The 22,251-nt window shown below is 67.3% G+C and carries 21 protein-coding genes and 1 pseudogene; 10 read left to right on the forward strand and 12 right to left on the reverse strand.

Annotation, left to right across the window (positions count from 1 at the left end):
- Positions 1–48: 48 nt before the first annotated feature.
- Both A5747_RS18490 and A5747_RS18495 read left to right on the forward strand, forming a co-directional pair.
- A complete protein-coding gene (locus A5747_RS18490; RefSeq protein ID WP_076126898.1) occupies positions 49–1,650 on the forward strand; it encodes a GMC family oxidoreductase in 1,602 nt (533 codons plus the stop codon).
- 55 nt (positions 1,651–1,705) lie between these two features.
- The gene (locus A5747_RS18495) at positions 1,706–2,950 is read left to right on the forward strand and encodes an alpha/beta hydrolase (RefSeq protein ID WP_076126900.1); all 1,245 of its coding nucleotides are present in this window, start codon (positions 1,706–1,708) and stop codon (positions 2,948–2,950) included.
- Here A5747_RS18495 and A5747_RS18500 read toward each other — a convergent pair.
- Genes A5747_RS18500 through A5747_RS18515 form a run of 4 tightly spaced genes read right to left on the reverse strand, consistent with a single transcriptional unit; the run spans position 2,937 to position 8,323 of the window.
- Positions 2,937–4,601: an ABC transporter family substrate-binding protein gene (locus tag A5747_RS18500; protein ID WP_076126902.1), complete on the reverse strand. Its 1,665-nt coding sequence runs from the start codon at positions 4,599–4,601 to the stop codon at positions 2,937–2,939. The two genes, A5747_RS18495 and A5747_RS18500, sit on opposite strands and share 14 nt — an antisense overlap.
- Positions 4,594–6,429: an ABC transporter ATP-binding protein gene (locus A5747_RS18505; RefSeq protein WP_076126904.1), complete on the reverse strand. Its 1,836-nt coding sequence runs from the start codon at positions 6,427–6,429 to the stop codon at positions 4,594–4,596. Before A5747_RS18505 ends, A5747_RS18500 begins: the two co-directional genes overlap by 8 nt.
- Positions 6,426–7,301: an ABC transporter permease gene (locus tag A5747_RS18510; protein WP_142245649.1), complete on the reverse strand. Its 876-nt coding sequence runs from the start codon at positions 7,299–7,301 to the stop codon at positions 6,426–6,428. Before A5747_RS18510 ends, A5747_RS18505 begins: the two co-directional genes overlap by 4 nt.
- 47 nt (positions 7,302–7,348) lie before the next feature.
- Positions 7,349–8,323 (reverse strand): ABC transporter permease, encoded by a 975-nt coding sequence (locus tag A5747_RS18515; protein WP_076126910.1) that lies wholly within the window; start codon positions 8,321–8,323, stop codon positions 7,349–7,351.
- Between the two features lie 136 nt (positions 8,324–8,459).
- Here A5747_RS18515 and A5747_RS18520 point away from each other — a divergent pair, with 136 nt between their 5' ends.
- Entirely contained in the window at positions 8,460–8,951 is a 492-nt protein-coding gene (locus tag A5747_RS18520) for a carbonic anhydrase (RefSeq protein ID WP_076126912.1), read from the forward strand.
- Between the two features lie 91 nt (positions 8,952–9,042).
- Here the strand turns inward: A5747_RS18520 and A5747_RS18525 are convergent, their stop codons facing one another.
- Both A5747_RS18525 and kasB read right to left on the reverse strand, forming a co-directional pair.
- Positions 9,043–9,474 (reverse strand): PaaI family thioesterase, encoded by a 432-nt coding sequence (locus tag A5747_RS18525; protein ID WP_076126914.1) that lies wholly within the window; start codon positions 9,472–9,474, stop codon positions 9,043–9,045.
- A gap of 9 nt (positions 9,475–9,483) precedes the next feature.
- Positions 9,484–10,740: a 3-oxoacyl-ACP synthase KasB gene (kasB, locus tag A5747_RS18530; RefSeq protein WP_076126917.1), complete on the reverse strand. Its 1,257-nt coding sequence runs from the start codon at positions 10,738–10,740 to the stop codon at positions 9,484–9,486.
- Between the two features lie 114 nt (positions 10,741–10,854).
- Between kasB and cysD the strand changes: the two are divergent.
- The 3 genes and pseudogenes from cysD (at position 10,855) to A5747_RS18545 (ending at position 14,278) form a co-directional block, all read left to right on the forward strand.
- Positions 10,855–11,840 (forward strand): annotated as a pseudogene (gene cysD / locus A5747_RS18535) (sulfate adenylyltransferase subunit CysD).
- A complete protein-coding gene (gene cysC / locus A5747_RS18540; RefSeq protein WP_076126922.1) occupies positions 11,840–13,693 on the forward strand; it encodes an adenylyl-sulfate kinase in 1,854 nt (617 codons plus the stop codon). Before cysD ends, cysC begins: the two are co-directional and overlap by 1 nt.
- A 99-nt stretch (positions 13,694–13,792) precedes the next feature.
- A complete protein-coding gene (locus A5747_RS18545; RefSeq protein ID WP_076126924.1) occupies positions 13,793–14,278 on the forward strand; it encodes an RrF2 family transcriptional regulator in 486 nt (161 codons plus the stop codon).
- Here the strand turns inward: A5747_RS18545 and A5747_RS18550 are convergent.
- From A5747_RS18550 to A5747_RS18560, 3 genes are read right to left on the reverse strand one after another with little or no spacing between them, the layout of a single operon-like run.
- Positions 14,275–14,664, reverse strand: a complete 390-nt coding sequence (locus A5747_RS18550; RefSeq protein ID WP_076126927.1) for a VOC family protein — start codon at positions 14,662–14,664, stop codon at positions 14,275–14,277. The genes A5747_RS18545 and A5747_RS18550 overlap by 4 nt on opposite strands.
- A gap of 25 nt (positions 14,665–14,689) precedes the next feature.
- Positions 14,690–15,877: a bifunctional 2-polyprenyl-6-hydroxyphenol methylase/3-demethylubiquinol 3-O-methyltransferase UbiG gene (locus tag A5747_RS18555; RefSeq protein ID WP_076126930.1), complete on the reverse strand. Its 1,188-nt coding sequence runs from the start codon at positions 15,875–15,877 to the stop codon at positions 14,690–14,692.
- 2 nt (positions 15,878–15,879) lie between these two features.
- Positions 15,880–16,293: a VOC family protein gene (locus tag A5747_RS18560; RefSeq protein WP_076127303.1), complete on the reverse strand. Its 414-nt coding sequence runs from the start codon at positions 16,291–16,293 to the stop codon at positions 15,880–15,882.
- A gap of 68 nt (positions 16,294–16,361) precedes the next feature.
- Between A5747_RS18560 and A5747_RS18565 the strand changes: the two genes are divergently transcribed.
- Entirely contained in the window at positions 16,362–17,240 is an 879-nt protein-coding gene (locus A5747_RS18565) for an LLM class flavin-dependent oxidoreductase (protein WP_076126932.1), read from the forward strand.
- Here A5747_RS18565 and A5747_RS18570 read toward each other — a convergent pair.
- Positions 17,237–18,961 carry an NAD-binding protein gene (locus tag A5747_RS18570; protein ID WP_076126934.1) on the reverse strand — a complete coding sequence of 575 codons (1,725 nt, stop codon included), beginning with the start codon at positions 18,959–18,961 and terminating at the stop codon, positions 17,237–17,239. The genes A5747_RS18565 and A5747_RS18570 overlap by 4 nt on opposite strands.
- A gap of 83 nt (positions 18,962–19,044) precedes the next feature.
- Here A5747_RS18570 and A5747_RS18575 point away from each other — a divergent pair, with 83 nt between their 5' ends.
- The 3 genes from A5747_RS18575 (at position 19,045) to A5747_RS18585 (ending at position 20,647) form a co-directional block, all read left to right on the forward strand.
- A complete protein-coding gene (locus A5747_RS18575) occupies positions 19,045–19,515 on the forward strand; it encodes an SRPBCC family protein (protein ID WP_076126937.1) in 471 nt (156 codons plus the stop codon).
- Between the two features lie 85 nt (positions 19,516–19,600).
- A complete protein-coding gene (locus tag A5747_RS18580) occupies positions 19,601–20,086 on the forward strand; it encodes an NUDIX hydrolase (RefSeq protein WP_198938223.1) in 486 nt (161 codons plus the stop codon).
- Between the two features lie 30 nt (positions 20,087–20,116).
- Positions 20,117–20,647 carry a pyridoxamine 5'-phosphate oxidase family protein gene (locus A5747_RS18585; RefSeq protein ID WP_076126943.1) on the forward strand — a complete coding sequence of 177 codons (531 nt, stop codon included), beginning with the start codon at positions 20,117–20,119 and terminating at the stop codon, positions 20,645–20,647.
- Here A5747_RS18585 and A5747_RS18590 read toward each other — a convergent pair.
- A complete protein-coding gene (locus A5747_RS18590) occupies positions 20,635–21,213 on the reverse strand; it encodes a TetR/AcrR family transcriptional regulator (protein WP_076126945.1) in 579 nt (192 codons plus the stop codon). The genes A5747_RS18585 and A5747_RS18590 overlap by 13 nt on opposite strands.
- Positions 21,186–22,175, reverse strand: a complete 990-nt coding sequence (locus A5747_RS18595) for an NAD-dependent epimerase/dehydratase family protein (protein WP_076126948.1) — start codon at positions 22,173–22,175, stop codon at positions 21,186–21,188. Before A5747_RS18595 ends, A5747_RS18590 begins: the two co-directional genes overlap by 28 nt.
- Positions 22,176–22,251: the final 76 nt, after the last annotated feature.

Below are 22,251 nucleotides of genomic sequence, written 5' to 3' on the forward strand. Positions count from 1 at the left end.
GTCAGCCGTCGGGAGCGTCTTACACTCACCCCGAAACGGGAGTGCACCATGGACATTCAGTGCGACTACCTTGTGGTCGGTACCGGATCAGCCGGCGCGGTCGTCGCGAATCGGCTCAGCAGCGATCCGGCCACCACCGTGGTTGCGCTCGAGGCGGGACCGCCGGACAAGAACCGATTCATTCCGATCCCCGCCGCCTTCTCCAAGCTGTTCCGCAGCGAAATCGACTGGGATTACCTGACCGAACCACAGCCGGAGCTCGACGGCCGCGAGATCTATTGGCCCCGAGGCAAAGTGCTCGGCGGGTCGTCGGCAATGAACGCCATGATGTGGGTGCGTGGATTCGCCGCCGACTACGACGAATGGGCGGTGCGGGCCGGCCCGCAGTGGTCTTTCGCCGACGTGCTCGGATACTTCCGTCGCATCGAGGACGTCACCGCCGCGTGGCACTTCGTCAGCGGTGACGACAGCGGGGTCACCGGGCCACTGCAGATTTCCCGCCAACGCAGCCCGCGGCCCTCCACCGCCGCCTGGCTGGCCGCGACCCGCGAGTGCGGATTTCCCCCGGCGCAACCGAATTCACCGCGGCCGGAAGGCTTTTGCGAAACGGTCGTCACCCAGCGCCGCGGTGCCCGGTTCAGCATCGCCGACGCCTACCTGAAGCCGGCCATGCGCCGCAAGAACCTCACCGTGCTCACCGGTGCCACCGCTACCCGAGTCCTGTTCGACGGACCCCGCGCGGTCGGCGTCGAATTCCGACGGGGTGGCCGGCAACACGATCAACTATGCGTCGCTCACGCCCGCCGCGAGGTGGTGCTCTGCGGCGGTGCCATCAACAGCCCCCAGCTGCTGATGCTTTCCGGCATCGGCAGTCGTGACCACCTCGCCGATCTCGGCATCGACACCGTCGCCCACTCGCCCGAGGTGGGGCAGAACCTGCTTGACCACCTGGTCACACCGCTGGGCTTCGACGTCGCCGGCGACAGCCTCGCCGACGCGCAAAAGCCAGGACAGCTGCTCAAGTACCTGCTGCGGCGGCGCGGCATGCTCACTTCCAATGTCGGCGAGGCCTACGGATTTGTCCGCAGCCGCCCCGAGCTGGACCTTCCTGACCTCGAGCTGATCTTTGCTCCCGCCCCGTTCTACGACGAGGGCCTGCTGGTCAAGCCACCGGGGCACGGGGTGGTGTTCGGGCCGATCCTGGTCGCCCCGGAAAGCCGCGGCCAGATCACGCTGCGCTCGTCCGACCCGCGGGACAAGCCGGTCATCGAACCGCGCTATCTTTCCGATCCGGGCGGCGTCGACCGCGCCGCGATGATGGAAGGCCTGCGGATATGCGCCCGGCTCGCCGCGGCTCCCGCCTTGAAAGACCTGCTCGGGCCCATCGCCCGGCCGCGCGGTTGCACGGAGCTGAACGAGGCCACCCTCGAGGTCGCGCTCGCCGCCAACTCTCACACCCTGTACCACCCGCTCGGCACCTGCCGCATGGGCAGCGACGAGTCAAGCGTGGTGGATCCGCAGTTGCGGGTTCGGGGCGTCTTCGGGCTCCGGGTGGCCGACGCGTCGGTGATGCCCAGCACCGTCCGCGGGCACACGCATGCGCCGTCGGTGCTGATCGGCGAGAAGGCGGCCGACCTGATCCGAGGCTGACGGGCGGAGCCTCGGCGGAGTGTCGGCAGAATGGGACCATGGCGGGCCGACACCGATGACGATGGACGCGAAGCGGCGCCGGGCACACGAAAAGCTGGCGAGATTGCCCGGCGTGCGCCGGGTGCGCCGGCCCGTCTCGGCGGCCAGCTCTGACGAGTTCGACCTGTTCTACGTACGCACCGGCCGCCGGTCCACCCACCCGGTGGTGATCATCCCCGGCGGCCCGGGCGTGGCGTCGGTGCAGATGTACAAGGGGCTACGACGGCGCGCCGCCGCCGCGGGTCTCGACGTGATCATGATCGAGCACCGCGGGGTGGGAATGTCACGCCACAACGACTCGGGTGCCGACCTGCCGCCCCGCGCGCTGACCGTGAATCAGGTCGTCGACGACGTGGCCGCGGTGCTCGACGACGCCCGCGCGGATTCGGCCGTCATCTATGGCACCTCGTACGGCACCTATATCGCGTCCGGCGTCGGCGTTCGCCATCCGGGGCGGGTGAAGGCGATGGTCCTCGATTCGCCACTGTTGTCACGGCACGACATCGTGATCGTGCGCCGCGCAATTCGCCGGCTGCTGCTCAAAGGAGACAGCCCCGAAACCGCACCGCTGGCACCCAAGGTCCGCAAGCTCGTCGACGCCGGCGTGATGACCGCATCGGCAACGCAGATCATCGCGACGATCTACGGACACGGCGGCGCCGGCCTGCTGGATCGTCAACTGGATCTGTTGCTCGACGGGCGAAAGATGCTGTGGTGGGCCCTATCCCGATTCACCACGCTGTCCAACCTGCCGTTCCGCTACGAGGAAGACCTGGTGAGTCGCATCGCGTTCCGCGAGCTCGACTACGCCGCCCAGCCCGACGGCCTGCCGCTCGACCCGGCCGTGGCCGAGCGCGAAATCCGCACGCAAAAGGTCAGTTTCGACGACGAGCCCTACGACCTGCCGGCCGAGATGCCGAACTTCGGCTGGCCGACCGTGGTGGTTTCCGGCGGCCGCGACCTGATCACTCCGCCCGCGGTGGCCGAGCGGGTGGCGTCGCTGCTGCCGAACTCCGTGCTGCTGAAACTGCCGACCATGGCGCACAGCGCGCTGGACTTTCGCGAGCCCGCGGCGCTGGCCATCGCGGGCGCCGCGTTCCGGGGCGATCTCGACGGGCTGGTTGCCCAAGCGCCGGCTCTCGACGAGATCCCGCCGCGCGCCGCAGTGCGCCTGCTGTGGAAGGCGATCGCGGCGGCCGCCATCGCGGAGAGCGCGGTGCCCGCCATGCCGGCGATGCGACGGCGGCTCAGGTCCGCATGAATCCGATCGCGGTGTAGTCCAGGTCGGCGAGTCCGGGCGCGCCGAAGTTGGCCAGCGTGCTGCGCACGGCGACGTCGCCGGGCGACTGGGTCAGCGGCAGGCTGAAGCCCTCGGCCCAGATGAGCTTGTCGAGGTCGTTGGCCAGCGCTCGGGCCTTTCCGGGATCGAGCTCTTCGAGCGTGCGCTCGATGGCGGCGTCGATCTCCGGGCTGCCGATCTTGCCGAAGTTGCTGGCCCCGCCGGACTGGTAGATCTGGGTCAGCGCGGACAGCGGGAACGCGTCGCCGAGCCAGCCGAATTGGGCCATGTCGAAGGCCCCGACGTTGATGTAGTTGGTGAAGAACCCGCTGCCGGACCGGGCTACCAGTTCGAGTTTGACCCCGATCTGGGCCAGGTCGTGCTGGGCGATCTGGGCGAACACCTTGCTGCCCTGCGCGTCGTAGAACAGGTCGCGGATGACCAGCTGGCGCCCGTCCTTTTCGCGGAACTGGCCGCGCTGCTTCCAGCCCAGCGCGTCGAGCTCTCGTCTCGCCGCGGCGGGGTCGTACGGGACGGTGGCGCTGTTGTCCTGGTAGCCCTCCTGGCCGGCGACGTAGATGTGGTTGTCCAATGCCACCGGGTGGCTGGTGAGGCCGTATTGGACGACCCTGGCGATGGTCTGGCGGTCGATGCCCTTGGCCACCGCGACCCGTAAAGCCTTGTCTTCCAGGATCGCCCCGGGGGCGCCATTGAACGTGAAGTGCGACCAACTCGGGGCGGGGGCCCGCCGGATGGAGATGCCTTTGGTTCGCTGCGCGATGGTCAGCTGGTCCAGTGTGCCGACGCCGGTCGCGTCGATCGTGTTGTTCTGCAGCGCGGGCAGCCGGGCGGCGTCGTCGAGCACCAGGAAGGTGATGGTGTTCAGGCGCGGCGGCCGTCCCCACCATTTCGGGTTGCGGGTCAACACGATTCGCTGCGTGGTCCGGTCCAGGGACGAGACGATGAACGGACCGGCCGACGGACCGGGACCGCCGAGCTGCCCGTTGTTGAACGCGTCGGCCGTCGCGGTCATGCTTTCCGGCAACAGCATGCCGTTGCCGGCAAACATGCCACGCCACTCGGCGTAGGGCTTGGCGAAGGTCATGACGGCCTGCCGGTCGTCGACCCCGCGGGTCACCGACGCCACGCGGTCGGCGCCGCCGGGTGCGGCGATCGCGAAGTTCTTGTCGGCGCCGCTGAGGGCGTGGATTTGGCTGGCAATGTCGCGCCAAGTGATCGGCGTGCCGTCCGACCATACGGCCTTGGGGTTGATGGTGTAGGTGACCACCTGCGGGTTGGTCCCGGTGAGCTCGACGCTGGTGAAGTAGTCGGTGTCGACGGTCGTCGATCCGTCCGGCCCGATGATGAACGCCCTCGGCAGGGTGGCCTTCATCATCGCGGCGACCTCGGCCGAGTTGCCGTCGATGTTCAGGATGTTGAAGTTCGGCGGAAAGTCGCTGAGCGCCAGCCGCAAATCCCCGCCGTCTTGCAGCGTGGCCGGGTCTCGCGGGTTGAGATCGCTGGTCGTGCCGACCGAGGCGACGTCGCCCGTCGGGGGCGGGAGGTTGATGGCCGGCGAGCATCCGGATACCACGAGCGCAACGAATACCAGCGCAAGGAACCGCCTAGACATAGCGCCCCGGATCAGGTTGCGGCACCGCGCCCAGTAGCCGCCGCGTGTAGTCGTGCTGCGGATTGCGGAAAAGCTCGTCGCTGTCACCCTGTTCCACGATGGCGCCGGCGTACATCACTGCCACGTCGTGGGCGAGGTGCTTGACCACCGAAAGATCATGGGAAACAAAGAGATAGGACAGGCCGAACCGCTCTTGCAGGTCGAGCAGCAGGTTGATTATCCCCGCCTGGATGGAGACGTCGAGGGCCGACACCGGTTCGTCGAGGGCCAGGATCTTGGGCTGCAACGCCAGTGCCCGCGCGATGCCGATGCGCTGCTTCTGCCCGCCGGAGAATTCGGCGGGGTAGCGGGCCGCGTCCGCGCGGCGCAATCCCACGATGTCGAGCAGCTCGGCGACCCGCGCGTTGGTGTCGCGCTTGTCGAACCCATTGGCCCGCAACGGTTCGGCGAGCAGCTCGAAGACGGGCAACCGTGGGTCCAGCGACGCGACGGGGTCTTGGAAGACGACCTGGATGTCACGTCGCAGGGCCCGCCGGCTCGCCGGGCTCATAGCGGCAACATCCGTACCCAGCACCTCGATCGATCCCGATTGCGGCGCAACGAGTTCCAGGATCTCGTGCAGCGTCGTCGACTTACCCGAACCCGATTCGCCGACGATGCCCAGGGTGCGGCCCTGCCGCAACTCGAGGCTGACGCGGTCGACGGCGCGGACCTCGCCGACCGCCCGGCGCAACACCACGCCTTTGGTCAGCCGGTAGGTCTTGACGAGATCACGCACCCGCACGACGACGGGCGAGTCGCCGGCCGCCGCCGCAGGGGCGGAGGTGTTGATCCCGTAGATGTCGGCGGCGCTGCGGTCGCCGACCTGATCGGTGCGGATGCAGGCCGCCCGGTGATCCACGCCGACCTCGATCAATTCCGGTTCCGCGGAACGGCATTCGTCGATGACCAGTGGGCAGCGCGGCGCGAAGGGGCAGCCGGGTTCGAGCCCGGCCAGTGACGGGGGCGCACCGGGGATGGGCACCAGCCGGGTACCCTGCGCGGCGTCCAACCGGGGAACCGATCCCAGCAGTCCCACGGTGTAGGGCATCTGGCGACCACGGTAGAGATCGGCCACACTGGCGAACTCGACGATTCGCCCGGCATACATCACCAGCGCCCGGTCGGCGAACTCCGCGACCACGCCGAGGTCGTGGGTGATGATGAGCACCCCGGCACCGGTGACGTCGCGCGCGGTCTTGAGCACCTCGAGGATCTGCGCCTGCACGGTGACATCCAGCGCGGTGGTGGGTTCGTCGCAGATCAACAGGTCGGGATCGTTCGCGATCGCGATCGCGATGACGACTCGTTGCCGCTCGCCACCGGACAGCTCGTGCGGAAACGCCCGGGCCCGTCGCTCCGGCTGCGAGATCCCCACCAGCTCAAGCAGTTCGACCGCGCGCCGCCGGGCGTCGCGGCGGCCCACGCGCCGCTGGTGGACTTTGATCGCCTCGGCGATCTGGTCGCCGACGCTGTAGACCGGCGTCAGCGCCGACATCGGATCCTGGAACACCATGCCGACCTTCTTGCCGCGGAAGCGCGACATCGGCTCGTCGCCCAGCCCGAGCAGCTCGGTGTCGTGCAGTCGCACCGAACCGCGCACCCGCGCGTGCTCGGGCAGCAGCCCCACCACCGCCATCGCCGACACCGACTTACCCGAACCCGATTCGCCGACCATCGCCACCACTTCGCCGGGCTCGATGTGGTAGCCGATGCCGCGCACCGCGGTGACAGGTTGGCCGTCGGTCGGAAAGCTGACGGTCAGGTCGGTCACTTCCAAGAGGCTCATCGGGCGCCGCCCCCCAGCATCCCGCTACCGGGGTCGAGCGCGTCGCGCAAGCCGTCGCCGGTCATGTTGGCGCACACCAGGATCAGCACCAAGACCCCGGCGGGAAACAAGAACACCCAGGGGAAGGTGGTCGCGGACTGGGTGCCGTTGGCGATCAGGGTGCCCAGCGACACATCGGGCGGCTGGACGCCGAAACCGAGGAAGCTCAAGCCGGTTTCGGCGAGGATGGCCGAGGCGACGTTGAGCGCGGCATCGATTATCAGGATGGACGCCACGTTGGGCACCACATGACCGACGATGATCCGGCGGCTGGAGACTCCCATATACCGTGCGGCGCGGATGAATTCGCGTTCCCGCAGGCTCATGGTCATGCCGCGGACCATGCGCGAGCTGATCATCCAGCCGAAGCCGGCCAGCAGCAGCACCAGCAGCAGGATGCTGGACGACTTCTTGACCCGCGGCGTGAGGATGGCGATGAGGATGAAGCTGGGCACCACCAACAGCAGGTCGACCACCCACATCAGCACCCGGTCCCGCCACCCGCCGAAATAGCCGGCGATGGACCCGACGGTGGCGGCGATTCCGGTGGAGATGAACGCCACGCAGACGCCGATCAGCATCGACTTCTGCATTCCGCGCAGGATTTGCGCCAACAAGTCTTGGCCCAGCGCGTTGGTGCCCAGCCAGTGACGGGTGCTCGGCGGCTGCAGCAGCGCGTTGAAGTCGAGGTCGTCGTAGGAGTAGGGCAGCAGCGAAGGCAGCGCATAGCAGCCGACGAACAGCAGCGCCAACAGCGCCAGCGACGCCACCGCGAGCCGGTTGCGGGCGAACCGGCGCAGCACCAGGGTGCGCCGCGAGGCGAAACCCGCCACCTCCGGAACCGAAACCCCTTGGGCCGCGGCGGTTTGCGAGCTAGACGTCATGACACCCGAACCCTTGGATCAAGCGCCGCGTAGATGACGTCGGACAGCAGGCCGGCCAGCAGCACCACCGTGCCGGAGAACAGGGTGATCGCGGCGATGATGTTGGTGTCCTGGGTCGAAATGCCCTGCACCAGCCACTCGCCCATGCCGTGCCAGCCGTAGATCTTCTCGACGAACACGGCTCCGACGACCAGCCCGGCCACCCCGTAGGCGAACAGGGTCGCCAGGGGGATCAGCGCGGTGCGCAGCCCGTGTTTCAGCAGCGCGCGCCGGCGGGTCAGGCCCTTGGCGCGGGCCGTTCGAATGAAATCCTGGCCGAGGACGTCGAGCATGGCGTTGCGCTGATATCGGCTGTATCCCGCGGCGGCCATCAGAGTCAGCGTCAGCGTGGGCAGGATCAAATGCCGCAGCCGGTCGAGCAATTCATGCCCGGCGCCCGTCACCCCGGGCGACGTCTCCCCGGTGTAGTCGAAGAGCTGGACGCCGACGGCCCAATTCACCCGCAGGGCACCGAGAATCAACAGGCTGGCGATGACGAACGACGGCGTGCTCAGCACCAGTAGCGCCAGCATGGTGACGACACGGTCACTGAGTCGGTACTGGCGGATCGCGCCCCACGCGCCCGCCGCGATGCCCAGCAAGGTGCCCGCCACGGAGCCGATCACCAGCAACCGCAGGCTGACTCCGACGCGGCGCCACAGCGAGGCGGCGACCGGCTGGCCGGTGATGGTCGTGCCGAAGTCGCCTCGCACGACGTGCGAGGCCCAGTGGCCGTAGCGCAGCGGAATGGGTTTGTCCAGACCAAGCGCGTGGGCCTTGGCGTCGATGACGGCCTGCGGGGGGCGGGGATTGCGCTGCAACAGGCTGTCCAGCGGCGAGAAGGCCAGCGACGTCAGGCCGTAGGTCAGAAACGACGCCAGCGCGAGCAGCACGACATAGTTGAGCAACCGGCGCGCCAGGAAGCGAATCATGCCCGACCGAGCCGCCCGTGCCGCATTGGGACAGGTTAAGGCGTGTCGAGGCGTCCTTGTGATCCGCCTGATTTTCATGCGTGAATTACGGGTGGTCCGTTGCTAATTTCAAGCCGCAATACCGCAGGAGGCTGCTATGACGGTCACCGATGACTACCTGGCCAACAACGCCCAGTACGCGAGCGGTTTCAAGGGACCGCTGCCCATGCCGCCGAGCAAACACGTCGCGGTCCTCGCATGCATGGATGCCCGGCTCGACGTCTACCGCATCCTGGGGCTGGGCGAAGGGGAGGCCCACGTGATCCGCAACGCCGGCGGCGTCGCCACCGACGACGCGATCCGCTCGCTGGCCATCAGCCAGCGATTGCTTGGCACGCGGGAGATCATCCTGATTCACCACACCGACTGCGGAATGCTCACGTTCACCGACGACGACTTCAAGCGGGGCATTCAGGAGGAGACCGGGGTCAAGCCGCCGTGGGCCGCGGAGGCGTTTCCGGATGCCGCCGAGGATGTGCGGCAATCGATGCGCCGCATCGAAAACAGTCCGTTCGTGACCAAGCACGTCTCGCTGCGCGGGTTCGTTTTCGACGTCGCCACAGGCAAGCTCGAGGAAATGACCCTCTAGCCCAAGCCACTTTCGCCGAACGTGTAACCACTGCGAAAAACGGGCCGGATTTTCGCACTGAGTGCACGTTCGGCGACCCAGCCAATAGCGATCAGCCCACCTTGTAGGTGGCGAGCGCCTTGGCGACCAGCGTGCCCTGCGCGTCGAGGATCTCGGCCTCGCAGTTGGTCAGCGAGCGGCCCCGGCGTAGCACCCGGCCCACGCCGATCACGTCCGTGGCGCGGGCCGGCGCCATGAAGTCCAGCGTCATCGACACCGTCACACCGCGCAGGTCGGGTGGTGCCGCGGCGCCGCACCAGGCCGCCGCCATGACGGTGACGTCGGCGAGGGTGGCGATGGCGCCGCCGTGGACCATGTCGCCGAGGGTGACATTGGAGGGATCCCACGGCAGCCGCAGCCGCACTTCGTCATCGCTGAGGTGGTCGGCGACGATGCCCAGCTTGGCGACGAACGGCGATTGCGGCAGAAACTGCGCGATGACGTCGCGGCCACTCGCCGCGGGAGGACTGGAGGGGTTGGTCATCCGTCCAGGCTAGGGGTACCGCCCGAAGGCTATCGCGACGTTGTGCCCGCCGAATCCGAACGAGTTGTTGATGGCGTACCGGTAGTTGCCGGGCCGCGGCTTGCCGGCCACCACGTCGAGGTCGATCTCGGGGTCCAGGTTGACCAGGTTCAGGGTCGGCGGGATGACCTGGTCGCGCAGCGCCAGCACGGTCAGGATCGACTCCACCGCGCCCACCGCCCCGACCGAGTGGCCCAACGCCGCTTTGGGTGCGTACACCGCGGCCTTGTTGCTGCCCAGCGCGTTGTTGATGGCCTTGCCCTCGGCGACGTCGCCGACCGAGGTGCCGGTGGCGTGGGCGTTGACGTGGTCGATCTCGTGTGGGGTGATGCCGGCGAGCTGGATCGCCCGGGTCATCGCGTGCCCGGCGCGCACGCCGTCGGGGTCCGGCGCCACCATGTGGAAGCCGTCGGAGGTGATGCTGGCGCCCATGATCCGGGCCAGGATTGGGGCACCACGCGCCTTGGCGTGCTCCTCAGTCTCGATCACCATCAGGGCGCCGGCCTCGCCGAAGACGAACCCGGTGCGGTCCTTGTCGAACGGGCGACAGGCGCCCGCCGGGTCGTCGTTTTTCGTGGACATCACGATGCGCATCTGGGCGAACGCCGCGATCGCGACCGCCTCGATCCTCACCTCGACGCCGCCGCAGATGGCGATGTCCGCCTCACCCAGCACGATGTTGCGCCACGCCTGGGCGATGCCTTCCGAACCTGACGCACAGGCCGAAACCGGGGCGATCACGCCGGCCCTGGCGTGCCGTTCCAGGCCGACCGCCGCCGCGGCGGAGTTGGGCATGTATTTCTGTACCGCCAGCGGCGAGACAGCGTTCTTCCCACGAGCGCGCAAGTCTTCGTAGCTGAACACGATCTGCTCGGCCGAGCCCAGGCCGGTGCCGATGGATACCATCAGCCGGTTGCCGTCGACCTCGGGCGAGCCGGCGTTTTCCCACGCCCGGCGGCCCAGAACGGTGGACATCTGCGCCAGGTAACCCATCCGATGCCGCTCGGCGCGCGTCAATCCGTCGTCGAAATCCTCCAGCAGGTGCCCGCCGATGCGCACCGGCAGGTCGTAGTGCTCGATGAACGAGTCGTCGAGGGTCCGGATGCCGCTTTGCCCGTCCAGCAACAACTTCCAGGTCTTTTCGGTGTCCGTCGCCAGCGCCGTCGTCATGGCCATGCCGGTGACGACGACGTTTGGCAAACCGTTCCCCGTAGCCAACGGTGCCATCAGGTCCGCTAAACCCTTCCCCTCCGTGCTCCAGTCGAGCGGAGACGTGCCCCAAGGTACGCCACACGGGCAGTCATTGACATCGACGGGGGCGGGCTGGTTTTATATACGGCAATGACCATAAACATGGTCAGTTCTACCAAGTTTATTGGGATTCTCTGAGGGGGCCCATGACCAGCGATGTGAAGGCCGCGCCGGCGGCCGGGCAGTACGAGCTGAGCCATCTGCGCTCGCTGGAAGCGGAGGCGATCCACATCATCCGCGAGGTGGCCGCGGAGTTCGAGCGGCCGGTGCTGCTGTTCTCGGGCGGCAAGGACTCCATCGTGATGCTGCATCTGGCGCTCAAGGCTTTCCGGCCGGGGCGGTTGCCGTTCCCGGTGATGCATGTCGACACCGGCCACAACTTCGACGAGGTGATCGAGACCCGCGACGAATTGGTCGCCGAGGCTGGGGTGCGCCTGGTGGTCGCGTCGGTGCAGGAAGACATTGATGCCGGCCGGGTCGTCGAGACCATCCCCTCGCGAAACCCGATCCAGACCGTGACGCTGCTGCGCGCCATCCGGGAGAACAAGTTCGACGCCGCATTCGGGGGAGCGCGGCGCGACGAGGAGAAGGCGCGCGCCAAGGAGCGAGTGTTCAGCTTCCGCGACGAGTTCGGCCAGTGGGACCCGAAGGCCCAGCGGCCGGAGCTGTGGAACCTTTACAACGGGCGGCACCACAAGGGCGAGCACATTCGCGTCTTCCCGCTGTCCAACTGGACCGAGTTCGACATCTGGTCCTACATCGGCGCCGAGAAGATCAAGTTGCCGTCGATCTATTTCGCGCACCGGCGCAAGGTGTTCAGCCGCGACGGCATGCTGCTGGCGGTACACCGGCACATGCAGCCGCGCGCCGACGAGCCGGTGTTCGAGGCGATGGTGCGGTTCCGCACGGTCGGGGATGTCACCTGCACCGGATGTGTGGAATCGGCGGCCTCCACCGTGTCGGAGGTGATCGCCGAAACCGCGGTGTCCCGCTTGACCGAGCGGGGGGCGACACGCGCCGACGATCGAATTTCGGAAGCCGGAATGGAAGACCGCAAGCGACAGGGTTACTTCTGATGGCCGCACCCGCCACGCTGCTTCGCATCGCAACCGCCGGCTCCGTCGACGACGGCAAGTCCACGCTGATCGGGCGCCTGCTCTATGACTCCAAGGCCGTAATGGAAGACCAGTGGGCGTCGGTGGAGCGGACATCCAAAGAGCGCGGCCACGAGTACACCGACCTGGCGCTGGTCACCGACGGCCTGCGCGCCGAACGCGAGCAGGGCATCACGATCGACGTCGCGTACCGCTACTTCGCCACTCCCAAGCGGAAATTCATCATCGCCGACACCCCCGGGCACATCCAGTACACCCGCAACATGGTGACCGGCGCGTCGACCGCCCAACTGGTCATCGTGCTCGTCGATGCGCGGCAGGGCCTGCTCGAACAATCGCGCCGGCACGCCTTCCTGGCCTCGCTGTTGGGCATCCAGCACATCGTGCTCGCGGTCAACAAGATGGATCTGATCGACTGGGACAGAGAGAAATTCGAGGCGATCCGCGACGAGTTCCACGCCTTCGCCGCACGCCTGGATGTACAGGACGTGGCGACGATACCGATTTCCGCGCTGCACGGCGACAACGTGGTGACCAAGTCGGACCGGACGCCCTGGTACGAGGGGCCCGCACTGCTGTCGCACCTCGAAGAGGTCTACATCGCCGGTGACCGCAACCTCGTCGACGTGCGCTTCCCGGTGCAATACGTGATTCGGCCACAGACCCACGAGCATCAAGACCACCGCAGCTATGCGGGAACGGTGGCCAGCGGGGTCATGCGCCCCGGTGACGAGGTGGTGGTGCTGCCGACCGGCAAGAGCACCCGCATCACGTCGATCGAAGGGCCGACCGGCCCTGTGGCAGAAGCGTTTCCGCCGATGGCCGTCTCGGTGAGCCTCGCCGACGACATCGACATATCCCGCGGCGACATGATCGCCCGCACCAACAACCACCCGCGGGTCGCGCAGGAATTCGACGCGACCGTCTGCTGGATGGCCGACGGTTCGGCGCTGGAGCCCGGCCGCGAATATGTCATCAAGCACACCACCCGGACCACGCGGGCGCGGGTCACCGCGCTGGAGTACCGGCTCGACGTCAACACCCTGCATCGCGACAAGTCCGCAACGGCGTTGAAGCTCAACGAACTTGGGCGCATCTCGCTGCGCACCCGGGTGCCGCTGCTGCTCGACGAGTACACGCGCAACGCCAGTACGGGGTCGTTCATCCTCATCGATCCCGACACGAACGGCACGGTGGCGGCGGGAATGGTGTTGCGTGATGTCTCGGCGCAGTCCGCGAGCCCTAACACCGTGCGGCACGCGTCGCTGGTAACCGCCGCCGACCGGGCGGTCCGGGGCAGGACGGTGTGGCTGACCGGCCTGTCGGGCGCCGGAAAGTCATCGGTGGCCATGCTCGTTGAGCGGAAGCTGATCGAAAAGGGAATTCCCGCATACGTTCTCGACGGCGACAACCTGCGTCATGGGCTGAACGCCGATCTCGGGTTCAGCATGGCCGACCGCGCGGAGAACCTGCGGCGGCTGGCCCATGTGGCGACGCTGCTCGCCGACTCCGGCCAAATCGTGCTGGTGCCCGCGATCAGTCCGCTGGCCGAACACCGGGAGATGGCTCGTCGAGTGCACGCCGACGCCGGCTTCGACTTCGTCGAAGTCTTCTGCGACACCCCGCTCTCGGAGTGCGAGCGGCGTGATCCCAAGGGGCTGTACGCCAAAGCTCGTGCGGGTGAGATCACGCATTTCACCGGCGTCGACAGCCCGTATCAACGGCCGAAGAATCCCGACTTGCGGCTCACCTCCGATCGTCCGCTCGATGAGCTGGCGGAGAGCGTCATCGAGCTACTCGAGTCGCGGCCCTAGTGGCGATCGCAAGCGCGGCGTAGCCGGGCGCGGCGGGTCGCCACCATCGGACGAGCGCGGAACGCATCGTCGCTATGAGCGGATGGCACAATCCTCAGGGTGCGCATGTCAGCCAAGGCGGAGTATGCGGTGCGGGCGATGGTGCAGCTCGCGACGGCCAGCGCTGGCTCGCTGGTCAAGACGGATGACCTGGCGCACGCTCAGGGCATACCGCCGCAATTTCTCGTCGATATCCTGACCAACCTGCGCACCGACCGCCTGGTGCGCAGCCACCGCGGCCGCGAGGGAGGCTACGAGCTGGCCCGGCCGGGAAACGAGATCAGCATCGCCGACGTGCTGCGCTGCATCGACGGACCGCTGGCCAGCGTCCGCGACATCGGGCTGGGCGACCTGCCGTACTCCGGTCCGACGACGGCGCTGACCGACGTGTGGCGGGCGCTGCGCGCCAGCATGCGGTCGGTCCTGGAGGAAACGACGTTGGCGGATGTCGCCGCCGGCGCCCTGCCCAAGCATGTCGCGCAGCTCGCCAATGACTATCGGGCGCAGGAGAGCGTCCGGCACGGCTCACCGCACAGAAGCGACTAGCCGCCCGAGCCGTAGGGGCGGGTGAGGATCTCCATGGCGTGCCCGGAGGGATCCAGGAAGTACACCCCGCGCCCGCCGTCGCGCTGGTTGATCTCACCGGGCCGCTGTTGCCGGGGATCCGCCCAGTGCTCCATGCCGCGCGATTTGATCTTGCCGTAGATCGCGTCGAACTCCTGCTCGGAGACGAGGAAGGCGTAGTGCTGCCGCCGGATGTCCTCACCCTCGGGCGCGTCCGCGTAATCGAGGCTGGCGCCGTGATCGAGCGAGAGAACCATGAAGTGGCCGAGCGGCTTCGGGCTGGGTAGGCCGAACAGGTCGGCGAGAAATTGCGCGGACTCCTGCTTGTCGCGCGAGGCGACGATGGTGTGGTTGAAACTGATGGACATAGTTCTTTCCAGTATTCCCTCGACATCAGCTCGTGGCGAGCGCCACGGCGAGGACGTCGAGACGCCACAGCGCCTGAAAGAGCTCGCGAGCCATCTCAGCGGGCTGTGCGACGCTCGCCGCGATCTCGCGGATGGTGCGGCGTCCGTCGACGAGTTGCACGAACGCCAGCCGATCGGGGCCGAGCGTCAGCCTGGCGCCGCCGGGCCAGATGAGGTCGGCTTCGGACAGGACGCATGCGGTGCGCAATTCCGGGACGTAGTCCAGAGATTCGGCCGTCGAGAAGTCGATCGTGTACTGCTCTTTCGGACGGTCCGGGCGACACGCCATGAAGAAGTGTGTCGCATTCAGAGTTTGTATCCGCTCCATAGCCGACCAGAGTTTGATATCGGGCAGTTTCGCCAGGGCGGCGTGAAATCTGCTCGCCGGCATGAGAATTTCGTGCGGATAGTAGGGCGTCTTGTGAAACCAGCCCTGGAATTCGAGCCCCGCGGAAGCGACGAGCTCCAGGCACTCCTGGACCGTGTAGCTTCGCTGGCGGCCGTGTAAGAACGTGTCGACGACGGCGCCGTCGTCGTGCAGATCGCGGGCCACCTTGAAGTAGTTTCGGACGGGATGCTCCGCGGGCAGCGTCGGGATCGCGTCCTTGACCAGCTGCACCGACTCGTCATCCTGCGACAGCCCCAAGTCCCGGAAGACCGATTCGAGCAACTCGACCCCGATCCGGCCGTATTTCGCATAGAGCATGACGCCGATCGCGCCGTCGCGCCGCAGGCAGCCGCCGAGTGCTTTCATGCCGGTCAAGGGATCCGCCATGTGATGCAGCACGCCGGTGGACACAATCAGGTCGAAGTCTCGTTGCAGCGTTGACAACTCTTCGATCGGCAGCTTGTGCAGTTCGAGGTTGTGTAGCCCGTGCTTGTCCTTGAGGTATTGCTGATGATCCAGCGCCGACTGGCTGACGTCGACCGCCACCACTTTGGCGGCCCGGTTGCTGAAGGCGAACACCGCCGCCTGATTCGCACCGCATCCCGCGATCAGGATGTCGAGGTCGGGTCGGTATTCCCGGTCGGGCCACAGGATCCGGTGGGATCGAAACGGGTCGAACCACTCCCAGTTGGTTTTGGAGTAGGCCTCGAGGTCCTGGATCGGGGGCGGATAGCGCCACCGATCGTACTGGCGAGACACGACGTCGGCGCGGGGATCGTCGGTCACGGCTACTTCGGCGCCGTCAGCTCAAGGGCGATGTTGTCGGGGTCGCGGAACTCCAGGATGTACGACGGCCCGATGTCCTTGACCGGTTCGTGCTCGACGCCGATTTCGTCGAGATGTGTAGCCGCGGAATCCAATTCGGCCCTATTGTTCAGCCGGAAAGCGATGTGGTCGAGGCCGGCGCGGTCCTCGTGGAATCGGTCGGTTGCGACCGGCCGCAATCCGAGCAGCGTCCCGCCCAGGTCGTAGATCACGCCGCCGAACAGGAAGCTCAACTGATCGCGCGTTGCGTCGTCGGCGTTCTCCGGAACCTCGAGCAATACCGGCCAATCGAAGACGCTCTCGTAGAACTGCCGGGATCGCTCGATGTCGCTGACCGTGAGGCGGACATGCGCGATCGAAGAACAGGTGACGCCCACGTGACCATGCTGCCACTTGAGGATCTGCATGTTGCAGGCATGCCAGAATCGCCGTCGTGCGAATAGCCATGACGATGCCGGTGATGGAGCCGGATCTGGATGCGGGAATTTTGCAGAGCTGGGCCCGGGGCATCGACGAAGGGCCGTTCTCGTCGCTGTGCTGGGGCGAGCGCATCGCTTTCGACAATCCGGACCACCTGACGCTGCTCGGGGCGCTGGCCGCGTGGACCGGCCGCGTACGGCTGGTGAGCACGGTGATCGTGCCGCAGCTGCACGAGCCGGTGCTGCTGGCGAAGGCCCTGGCGACCGGCGACCTGCTCTGCGGCGGGCGCCTGACCGTGGGGGTCGGCGTGGGCGGCAGGCACGAGGACTACCACGCCGTCGGCGCCGATCCGGCGACGCAGACGATGCGCGCCTTGGCCGACCGCGTCGCGGTGATGAAGCGGGTGTGGGCCGGCGAAAAGGTCAGCGAGTCGGTGCTGCCGGTCGGGCCGCTGCCGGTCCAGCCCGGTGGTCCTCCGCTGCTCGTCGGAAGCATGGGACCCAAGGCCATCCGCAGCGCGGCGGCCTGGGCCGACGGCCTGGCCGGCACCACCCTGGACCTGGACGCCACCAAGCAGAACACGTTGTTCGACGTGGCGCGGGCGGCGTGGGCGCAGGCCGGCAAGCCGAAACCGCAGCTGGTGACGTCGTTTTGGTTCGCGTTCGGGTCGCCCGAGGACGCCCGCGCCCAGGTGCATCGCCATCTGCGCCGCTATATGAACTGGATACCGCCGGAGTACGTCGACGCGATGGCACCGATGACCGGCTGGGCCGGCAGCGAGGACGAGTTGCTGGCCGTCCTGCGAAAGTTCGAAGCGATCGGCGCCGACGAGGTCCAGCTGATTCCGACCAGCTCCGATCTTGACCAGCTGCGCCGCGCGGCCGACGTGGCCAGGCAGCTCTAGGCCGACGCGCGCTCATTGGTATCGGGGCCGGCGGCCGGTTCCTGGGGAGGCTGCCCCTTGCGCAGCGTCGCCAGCAGCTCGCGGTACGGGCCGACGAGGTAGACGGTGTCGCCTCCACGAAGCCACGCGTCGCGTCGCGGGTGGAGCGCGACGGGCGCGTCCTGGCGGGTGATCGCGATGACGCGGGTCTGGGTGGACAGCTCGAACATCTTCAGCCCGTCGAGTTCGCTGCCGGCCGCCACGTGCATGCCGCCGACCATGAAGGAGCGTTGCCCGACGGAAAACGTCCCCAGCACTTGCAGGCCCATCGCGGCGCCGATGAACCACGGCGCGGCGAGTTCGACGGTCGACCGCACGTTTTCGAATCCGAACCGCTGCGCCACCGCGTTCCCCAGCGCGCGGTCGTATACGCGTAGCACCAGCGGAACGTCGGTCCGGACGATGTCGGGCATCACCCTGGGCCCCAGCATCTCGCGCAGCACGATTCCGGTCTCGATGTTCACCATGTCGTCCTGGGTCAGCACCGCTACCGCCCGGGCCCGCGCAACGCCGGCCGATTCCAGGGTCTGGCGCAGCGTCGCGTCCCCGAAAATCACCGGTACGTCGAGGTCGGCCGCCGTCGACAGGTAGCGGTTGTTCTCGTCGCGCTCGACGACCGCGACGTCGTATCCGGCGGCTGTCAAATCGCTGACGACGCGGATGCCGAACGAACCCAGCCCGACGACGATGACGTGATTGCGTAGGTGGCGCGCCCGACGCCGGCCGGCCGAGTGAACGAAACGCCGCGAAAGCAGCAGGTCGGCGATGAACGCGACAAGCAGTGCGGTGGTGGTGACGCCGGCGAACATCAACATGATGCTGAACAGCCGCAGCCACGTGGGCTGCTGCAGGAAGCTGAAGTCGCCGTATCCCACCGTCGCCATCGTCTCGGTGCTGAAGTACAACGCGTCGAGCCACGACATTTTCGGATGCGGCTGATAGAACAGGCGCAACACGATCGTCGATCCGAGCAGCAGGGCGGCCGCCGCCAGCAGCGCCTGCGGGAACATCGGGTTGAGGTCGTCGCGCACGCCGCGCCCGGCATCGAGTGCCCGCCGCAGCAGGGGCCGGCGGGAGCGCCTCGCGGTGGACCGCGGGATCTTGATGCCGCGGGTGGCCAGCTCGTCGGCGGTACCGATCATCGCGGTCCAGTCGCCGGCGTGCACCGGCAGATCCCGGCCGGGGCACACCTCCACCTCGCCCGGGGCAGAGGTGTTCTCGCCGTGAATCACGGCCACCGGTGCTAGGTCGCCGTAGATCTCGCGTAGCGTCGCGTCCCGCGGTGCTTCGGCGCCCGAGACAACGAATTTGATGCCCGCCGCCTCGAACGGGTGCGCCGTGTGCGCCAGACATGCCTCGACGACCGACGGCGCAGCGAGCTCCGCCACATCCAGAATCGCGCCGGGCCGCTTGTCGGCAGTCAGAGCCGTGCGCAGGACGTCGTTGGCCAGCCGCGCCACCACCCGTACGTTGGGGTTGGCTTTCCTTGCCAGCAGGGCGATTTCGAGATTGATCGCGTCATCGTCTCCGGCGCAGACCACGGCGAGCGCGCGCGTCACCCCGGCGTCGGCGAGCTCGGCGGCGGTGGTGACTTTGACGATGTGCACACCGGCGTTGTTGAGCTCCTCGACGATCGTGGTCGCCAGTGCGTCGTCACCGCTGACGATGATGTGCCGACGCATGCTCACCAACGCTACCGTGCGGATTTGTCCCAGCAAAAGTGCTGCTTCGCACGACATCGTTGTGCCACAAGTAGAGTCGCAGCATGCCCACAGCCCAGCGCGGGCGCAGCAGCATCGAGATCGTCGCGCCTCCCGATCTCGTATACGACCTCATCGCTGACGTCACCCGGATGGGCGAGTGGAGCCCCGAATGCTACCGGTGCGAGTGGCTTGACGGGGTAACTGAGGCGGCCCCGGGCGCGCGGTTTCGCGGGTACAACCGGCGCGGTCTGCTGCGGTGGCAAAGAACGGCCGTGGTCGTTGCCGCCGACCGGGGCCGTGAATTCAGCTTCAGCACGGTCAACGACGGCACTGGGCGTGAAGAAACACGTTGGCTTTACACGATGGAGCCGTCGTCGTCCGGCACGTCGCTCACCGAGTCCTTTCAGTTCGTGTGGTGTTCGGCGCCCACTCGACTCGCTGAAGCGCTTATGCCGCGGGGACGTCAGGTCAACCAGGGGATCGAGGAGACACTGCGGCGCATCAAACGGGCCGCCGAAACACCCGCCTCATAGGACTCGGAATTGCGCTGACCGCGATACTGGCGGCGTGCCTTTCATCGAACGCGTCGCATCCCGCGAAATCTATCGGAACCGGTGGATGGTGCTTCGAGAGGACGACATCCGTCGTGCCGACGGCAGCGCGGGCATCTTCGCCGTGGTGGACAAGCCGACCTATGCGCTGGTGCTGCCTTATGACGGACGGCGCTTCTCCTTGGTCGAACAGTTCCGGTATCCGCTCGGCGCGCGGCGCTGGGAGTTTCCACAGGGCACGGCTCCGGATCTGGCGGAAAGCGAGCCGTCCGAGCTGGCGGCGCGCGAGCTGCGCGAGGAAACCGGGCTACGTGCGGCATCGTTCGAGGCGCTCGGCCAGCTCGACGTGGCGCCGGGACTGAGCAGTCAGCGCGGGTGGGTTTTCCTGGCCACCGGGATCTCCGAGGGCGAATCCCGCCGCGAGCACGAGGAGCAGGACATGCACAGCCAATGGTTCGCGCGCGACGACGTCGAGCGGATGATCCGCTCGGGTGTGATCACGGACTCGCAGTCGATAGCGGCCTATGGCCTGTTCCTGCTACGGAAGCGATGAGTTCTGGGTCCGGCATCGGTCAACACCGATATGACGATCACACAACGCAATCTCGACGGCTATGGTGCGCCGGCCATTCAGTGGGCTCGGGTCAAAGCCGTGCTGGACAGTCAGCTGACCCAGGCGCCGGAAACCGGCGGCCCGCAACGCCACACGGTGTGGCTCACCACGATCAATCCCGACGGCACCCCGCATGTGATGCCGCTCGGGGTGCTTCCGTGGGACGGCAGCTGGTACTTCACCTCCGGCCCGGCCACCAGGAAATCGCGTAACTTGGCCCGCGATCCGCGATGCGTACTGTCCGTCGCCACCGATCCGTTCGATCTTGTCGTCGAAGGGTCCGCCCGCCGGGTTACCGACGCCGGCGAACTGGCGTCCGTCGCAGACGTTTTCGCGCGTGACGGCTGGCCGTGCCGCGTCGAGGGCGACGCGCTGACGGCGGAGTTCAGCGCTCCCTCGGCCGGCCCCGCGCCGTGGCATCTCTATCGCGTCACGCCCGAGACGGTGTTCGCTCTCGGCACGTCGGAACCCTACGGCGCCACCAAGTTTCAGGTGAAGTGAGCGGACAGACCGGCCGCGGCGCAGATCTGCTTTCGCGCGGCGGCGCGGTCGACGTCGGGAAATATGTAATGGCTCAACGCGGTTCGTGCGATGGCGCCGGCCAGAGCGCGAGGGTCGACCGGCGTGAGGAAGGCACCCTCGCGGGCGCAACGCTGCAACACCGCCAACAGGCCTTCGGCGAGCATGGGTAAGGCCTGCGCCATCTGTTCGTGTGCAAATCCCGGCTCGAGATCGAGCAGGCGCCCGGGTGGCTGGGCCTCGACGAAGGTCGCGACGACGTCGACCGCGGCTTCCAGTCGTGCGACCCCGACGACGCCCGACGTCGCTTCGTCCAATGCGGCGGTGAAGCGCCGGCGCTCGCGTTTTCCCAGCGCATCGATGAGCTCTTCCTTGGAAACGAAGTAGCGGTAGATGGTCGGCCGGGACACCCCGGCCAGCGTCGCGACGTCCGACAGCGACAACTTGCGGGCGCCGGTCCGGAACGCGAGCCGCTGCGCCGCGTCGAGGATACGATCGGCGACCGACGCGGCGGCGGCGTTTACAGCTTGCCGAGTTTGCGCAGCCATGAGATCAGCCGTCGCAGGCCGTCGTCGAAGGACATGGGCTCATACCCGAGGCGCCGGGTGGTCAGATTGTCGGTCGCTCGGGGTCGGCGGTTGCTCTTCGCCGCGGCCTCCGCGATGGCCATCAGCGTGGGCCCGAATTCGGCGGTCAGCGCCTCGGGATCGGTGCGGTAGTCGAGATCCTCGACGCGGTGGTCGATTCCGGCGATCTCGCACGCGCGATTGATGCCACCGGCCGTGCTGAATGTGTCGTCGGGCCGGCCGACCAACAGGTATCGCTCGCCGGCCATCCCTTTGTCCAGCGCGGCGATCGCGCCCTTCGCGACATCCGCCCCGGCGACCCACGTCACCGGAAAAGCCAGATAGCGCTTAATCTTTCCGCGCATGCCCGCCAGCAGCACCCGGTTGAAGCTGGTGCGGTGCAAGGCGCGTTCCACGACCAGGCCGGGCCCGAAGATCGCGCCTGGATGACACGTCAGCACGTCGTCGCCCGCGGCGGCACGCCGATGCGCCTCCAGGAAGGCGGCCAGCTTGGTGACGGTGTAGGGGTCACCGGGCGGGTTCTTCAGGACGGGCGCCTCTTCGAAATCGACGCCGGTGCTCAGGTCGAGGAACGTCGCGGTGCTCAGGGCAACCACCCGGCGCATGCCTTGGGATTTGGCCGCATCCAGGACGTTGGTGGTGCCGACGGTGTTGACCGCCTTGAAGTCCTCCAGGTCCTGACTCGCGCCGCCCAGCAGCGCCGCGCAGTGAATGGCTGCCTCGGCGCCCTTCGCCGCGTGCAGCACGTCGTCGGCATCCGTGATGTCGCCCTTGACCAGCTCGACGCCGACCCCGGCCAGCGGCGCGGCGTCGTCGGGATTGCGAACCAGGGCCCGAACGTGGTCGCCCCGCTCGATCAATTGCTGACAGACGTTGCCGCCGGTCTGCCCCGTCGCGCCGGTGACGAAGATCGTGCTGGCCATGGCGGCCTCCCGCGTTGTTACATATCGAACAGATTTAGTTTTGACTGTAAACCTTGAAGTGGGATTGTTCTATATT

This window comes from Mycobacterium sp. IS-836 (assembly GCF_001954275.1).
Classification (GTDB): Bacteria; Actinomycetota; Actinomycetes; order Mycobacteriales; family Mycobacteriaceae; genus Mycobacterium.